The sequence below is a fragment of the Romboutsia sp. BSD2780061687b_171204_C1 genome, assembly GCF_015560225.1.
Taxonomy (GTDB): Bacteria; Bacillota; Clostridia; order Peptostreptococcales; family Peptostreptococcaceae; genus Romboutsia_C; species Romboutsia_C hominis.
Genome location: NZ_JADMRK010000025.1, coordinates 1 through 5,773, shown reverse-complemented (window position 1 = coordinate 5,773; position 5,773 = coordinate 1). Strand labels below are relative to the sequence as shown.

Below are 5,773 nucleotides of genomic sequence, written 5' to 3'. Positions count from 1 at the left end.
ATAAAGATTATGTGGTTATTATAGCAAAGAGGATACACCTGTTCCCATACCGAACACAGAAGTTAAGCTCTTTAGCGCTGATGGTACTTGGGGGGCGACCCCCTGGGAGAGTAAGACGTAGCCACGTAATCTTTTTTATTTTATAAAAAGTATAGGTTTAAATAAACCTATACTTTTGTATTTTTAAATCAATAAAATTTTTATTAACATCTAAATATAGTTTATAAACTTTTTATTAAAGTGTAATGTTTAAATGAATTTAGATTAAGAAAAAGAATTTATAAATTTATCAAGTCTATCTACACCTTCCAAAAAAACAGATTCATCACAGGCAAAAGAAATTCTTATATAATCATCTAATCCAAAAGCTATTCCTGGAACAACAGCTACATTATAAGTATCTAAAAATTTACTACAAAATTCTAATGAAAAACTTCCATTATAGTTTAATGTATTTTTTAGTTTGGATATATCTATAAATACATAAAAAGCACCATAAGGTTTTATATAGCTTATATTATTAATTGAATCTAGTTTAGCACAGATCAATTTTCTTCTTAATTTATACTCATTTACGAATTGATTTATATCTGAGTTACATTCCCTTAGAGCTCCATAGGCTATGTATTGAGATGTAATACAAGGATGTGATACAGAATGACCTTGTATAGAACTTATAGCTTTTGCTATAGAGCTATTAGATGCTGTATAGCCTAATCTAAGACCAGTCATATTAGTTGATTTTGAAAATCCATTAATTGTTATTGTTATATCCTTAGCTAAATTACTTATAGATGCTATTGATGTAAAATTATCTTTATAACATATTTTTTCATATATTTCATCAGCTAGTATGTATATATTATTTTTATAGCAAATCTCTACTATCTCTTCTAACTCATTTTTAGTGTAGATACTTCCTGTAGGGTTATTTGGGTTGTTCAATATAAGAGCTTTAGTATTTTTACTTATACACCTAGATAAGTCTTCGGCCTTTATTTTAAAAGAATTATCTTTAGATGTGTGTATAAACACTGGAATTGCATTTACTATTTTTACAATCTCTGGATAGCTTACCCAATATGGTATAGGGATTAACACTTCATCATTTGGATTAGTCAAGGCGAGCAGCGTATTTGTTAAGCAATGTTTTGCACCACTAGATACCACTATATCTTCTGGACAATATGTACAATTATTTTCTTTTAAAAGTTTTTTACAAATTTCTTCTTTTAAAGGCTTTATTCCAGTTACAGCGTCATATCTAGTATAATTGTTATTTAATGACTCTATTCCGTAAAGTTTAGCTCTAATAGGCACGTTGAAATTAGGCTCTCCTATACTCAAATCTATTACTTCTAAGTTAAGATCTTTAAGTTGCCTAATTTTAGAACTTATCTCTAAAGTATAGGAAGGCGTTAACGTTTCTAATCTTTTAGATAACATAAAATCTCCTTTCTTTATTAAAGTTGACTTATTAGGTATAAGCACTAATTATATCTAAAAAAGTGTAATTGATATTCAAATATAATTATTATAATATTAAAAAATCTATTATATTTGAAAATTATATTGATAAATTAATATTACAAATAATTAAAATTAAAGAGGAATTTGATTGATTAATATAGTAAATATATATATTAGTAATTAATGTATAATATTATACTATTTACAGTATAAAATAAATTATATTAATTACTAATGTATTAGGTTATATTGGATAACCTAAAGTTGTAATTATAACTTTAGCATAAGTAATAACATTTTGATTTTCCAAGTTTTATGTCGTAGTAAGTATATGAATAAGATTATTAAATATGAATAAATTACAAAAAAATAAAAAAATAATATTTTTTTGTATATGTTACAAATACTAAGATTCAAATTATCCACATAGCAATTTCAATGCTTTAGGTTAGTTTGACTAAAATTTCTAAATTTGCTACTCTATTTAAGTAAACACCGAGACAGTCCCTTTAAAAGATTAAAGGGGATTTTTTTTAAGTTTAAACACTATATGTAGTAAAAAATAATGGAATAAATACAATATATAGTAATTAGGGGGCGTTTTAAAATGATAAATTATGTTAAGAAAAGAGATGGAAGAATAATACCTTTTAACCCAGATAGGATAACTAGAGCTATATTTTTAGCTGCAAGTAAAATAGCTGAGCAAGATGGGAAATCAGCAGATTATAATATAGCGGAAGAATTAACACAAGAAGTCATAAAGTTATTGAATAAAAAGTATATAAATTCAATTCCCGGAGTAGAAGATATTCAAAATGCAGTAGTAAAAGTGTTAATAGAAACAGGTCATGCAAAAACTAGTGAAGAGTACATAATATATAGAACAGAAAGAAGTAGAATCAGAAATTCAAAAACAAGACTTATGAAATCTATTGAAGAGATAACTTTTGAAGATGCAAATGATGCAGATATAAAAAGAGAGAATGCTAATATAGATGGAAACACTGCGATGGGTACTATGCTCCAATATGGAAGTACAGTATCTAAAGAGTTTTGTAAAACGCATGTAATAAAGCCAGAGCACTCATATGCTCATGATAATGGAGATATACATATACATGATATGGATTTCTTAAATATGGGTACTTTAACTTGTTGTCAAATAGATATTAATAAGTTATTTAAAGGTGGATTCTCAACAGGACACGGATTTTTAAGAGAGCCAAACGATATAATAAGTTATGCAGCATTAGCAGCTATAGCTATTCAAAGTAATCAAAATGATCAACATGGTGGACAAAGTATACCTTTCTTTGATTATGGTCTAGCAGAAGGTGTATATAAGACTTTTAAAAAGTTTTATATAGATAATATGTCAAAGGCTATTAAATTATTTAAATCTGAGGATAAGACAGATGCAATAAAGTGTATAGTAGATGATATCGAGTATAGACTTAAAACTAAATTAAGTATAAAAATAGGAGATGAATATAAACAAGAAGAGACTAGGGAGCTAATAGATAAATTAGGATTAGATGAAGCATTTGTAGAGAATATACAAAAATTTGCATATTCAGAAGCTTATAGAGAGACAGATAGAAGAACTTATCAAGCTATGGAAGCATTTATACACAATCTTAATACTATGCACTCTAGGGCAGGTGCTCAAGTGCCTTTTTCTAGTGTGAACTTTGGGACAGATGTTACTGAAGAAGGTAGAATGGTCACTAAGAATCTTTTATTATCTCTTGAAAGTGGACTTGGAAATGGTGAAACGCCAATATTCCCAATTCTAATATTTAAAGTTAAGGAAGGAATAAGTTTAAACCCAGGAGATCCAAACTATGATTTATTTAAATTAGCATGTAGGGTATCTGCTAAAAGGTTATTCCCTAACTTTAGCTTTTTAGATGCTCCTTTCAATATAAAATATTACGAAGAAGGAAATCCTGAAACAGAAGCTACATATATGGGATGTAGAACTAGAGTACTTGGAAATGAATGTGGTGAAGAAACTGTAAGTGGAAGAGGTAATCTATCATTCACAACTATAAATCTTCCAAGGTTAGGGATTAAACATGGATTAATAAGCAAAAAAGTTGTAGATATAGATGGATTTTTTGAAGAATTAGATGAGAAAATTAATTTAGTAATAGAACAATTGCTAGAGAGAATGGAAATACAAGGTAATAAAAAAATGAAAAACTTCCCATTTTTAATGGGACAAGGAGTATGGAAAGGTTCTTCAGAGTTAGGACCAGAAGATAAATTAAAAGATGTAATAAAGCAAGGAACATTAACAGTTGGATTTATAGGTCTAGCTGAATGTTTAATAGGTCTTATAGGAAAGCATCATGGTGAAAGTGAAGAAGCTCAAGAATTAGGTTTAAAAATAATAGGGCATATGAGAAATAGGATGGATGAAGCAAGTAAAGAGTATGGACTGAATTTCTCATTAATAGCAACTCCAGCAGAAGGATTATCAGGAAGGTTTACTAAGATGGATAGAAAGATATATGGCGATATAAAGGGTATAACAGATAAAGAGTACTATACTAATTCATTCCATATACCAGTATATTATAAGATAAGTGCCTTTGATAAAATAAGACTTGAAGCTCCATATCATAACCTAACTAATGCTGGACATATAACATATATAGAATTAGATGGCAATCCATCAGATAATTTAGAGGCTTTTGAAACTATAATAAGAGCTATGAAAGAAGAAGGAATTGGGTATGGTAGTATAAATCACCCTGTAGATAGAGATCCAGTATGCGGTTTTTCAGGGGTTATAGAAGGTAATATATGCCCTTATTGCGGAAGAAATGAAGAAGACAGTAGTATAAAGTTTGAAAGAATAAGAAGAATAACAGGATATTTAGTAGGTACTGTAGATAGATTTAATAATGCTAAGCAAGCAGAAGTTCGTGACAGAATAAAGCATAAGTAATGAAAGGGGAATAGGTTATGAAAATAAGAATAGCAGCACCCATTACTTTTGATAGTATAGTTGATGGTCCAGGATTAAGGATGGTTATATGGACACAAGGGTGTATTCATAACTGTGAAGAATGTCATAATCCTCAAACACATAGTCTAAGAGGAGGCTATGAAGTAGACACAAAAGAAATAATTGATAAATTAAATAAATTAAAATTACAAAGAGGAATAACTCTCTCTGGAGGAGAACCATTTTTACAACCTGAGGCATTAGAAGAAATTGCTAAAGAAGCAAAAGACAAAAATTTAGATGTATGGAGTTACACAGGATTTAAATTTGAAGAACTTTTAAACGATAGGAATCCAAATAGATTTAAAAATCTAAACTTATTGAAATATATAGATGTTTTAGTAGATGGTAAATTTGAAAATGATAAAAAAGACATATTTTTAAAATTTAGAGGTTCTTCTAATCAAAGAATAATAGATGTAAAAAAAACATTAAAAGAAAAGAAAATAATATTAGCTGAAGAATATATCGAAAGAGATTTATGTGAAGCTAAATAATTTAAAAGTCATAGGCCAAATTATATAATTTTAGCCTATGGCTTTTTTTATTTACAATAAATATTATAAAGAAAAATGTTAATAATTATGTTAGTATTGTGGATAAAAAAATTAGAACCTTAACATTTCAATGTTAATAAGTTGTTAATATGTGGATAACATAAAATGATAAAATATAAAGTAAAATTAAGATGAAAAAAATGTTGAAAAAAGTATTGACCATATAAAACTAAGGTGATATAGTATTACTTGTCCTTAAGAAAAAGGCAAACAACAAGAAAAACAAACAACAGAAAAGAGTTGACAAAGTAAAATTACTTTGATAAACTAAGGAAGTTGTAAGGAATGAACTTTGAAAATTAAACAGTAGGTTAATTTATATAACTAATGATTCTTTAAAGAATCGAATACAACCAAGCCAGATATTCAGATAATGATAGTCTGAGCAGGTAACAACTTTTATTTGAGAGTTTGATCCTGGCTCAGGATGAACGCTGGCGGCGTGCCTAACACATGCAAGTCGAGCGATTTACTTCGGTAAAGAGCGGCGGACGGGTGAGTAACGCGTGGGTAACCTGCCCTGTACACACGGATAACATACCGAAAGGTATGCTAATACGAGATAACATGAGAGAGTCGCATGGCTTTCTTATCAAAGCTTTTGCGGTACAGGATGGACCCGCGTCTGATTAGCTAGTTGGTAAGGTAACGGCTTACCAAGGCGACGATCAGTAGCCGACCTGAGAGGGTGATCGGCCACATTGGAACTGAGACACGGTCCAAACTC

General features: G+C 29.2%; 3 protein-coding genes and 2 rRNA genes. 4 read left to right on the top strand and 1 reads right to left on the bottom strand.

Annotated elements, in window-relative coordinates; all coding sequences use genetic code 11:
- Window positions 1–10: 10 nt before the first annotated feature.
- Window positions 11–127 (top strand): 5S ribosomal RNA (gene rrf, locus I2H23_RS15020).
- A gap of 137 nt (window positions 128–264) precedes the next feature.
- Here rrf and I2H23_RS15015 read toward each other — a convergent pair.
- A complete protein-coding gene (locus I2H23_RS15015) occupies window positions 265–1,446 on the bottom strand; it encodes a pyridoxal phosphate-dependent aminotransferase (protein ID WP_195582039.1) in 1,182 nt (393 codons plus the stop codon).
- 631 nt (window positions 1,447–2,077) lie between these two features.
- Between I2H23_RS15015 and I2H23_RS15010 the strand changes: the two genes are divergently transcribed.
- The 3 genes from I2H23_RS15010 to I2H23_RS15000 all read left to right on the top strand — a co-directional run.
- On the top strand, window positions 2,078–4,429 hold the full coding sequence (locus tag I2H23_RS15010; RefSeq protein WP_092921862.1) for an anaerobic ribonucleoside triphosphate reductase: 2,352 nt from the start codon (window positions 2,078–2,080) through the stop codon (window positions 4,427–4,429).
- A 17-nt stretch (window positions 4,430–4,446) separates the two neighbouring features.
- Window positions 4,447–4,986: an anaerobic ribonucleoside-triphosphate reductase activating protein gene (gene nrdG, locus I2H23_RS15005; protein WP_092921864.1), complete on the top strand. Its 540-nt coding sequence runs from the start codon at window positions 4,447–4,449 to the stop codon at window positions 4,984–4,986.
- A gap of 459 nt (window positions 4,987–5,445) precedes the next feature.
- Window positions 5,446–5,773 (top strand): 16S ribosomal RNA (locus I2H23_RS15000); the annotation flags it as partial.

What these genes read in the sequence shown, in the direction of transcription:
- I2H23_RS15015 (WP_195582039.1), bottom strand. Translation starts at nt 1,446, where the DNA reads ATGTTATCTAAAAGATTAGAAACGTTAACGCCTTCCTATACTTTAGAG.
- I2H23_RS15010 (WP_092921862.1), top strand. Translation starts at nt 2,078, where the DNA reads ATGATAAATTATGTTAAGAAAAGAGATGGAAGAATAATACCTTTTAAC.
- nrdG (WP_092921864.1), top strand. Translation starts at nt 4,447, where the DNA reads ATGAAAATAAGAATAGCAGCACCCATTACTTTTGATAGTATAGTTGAT.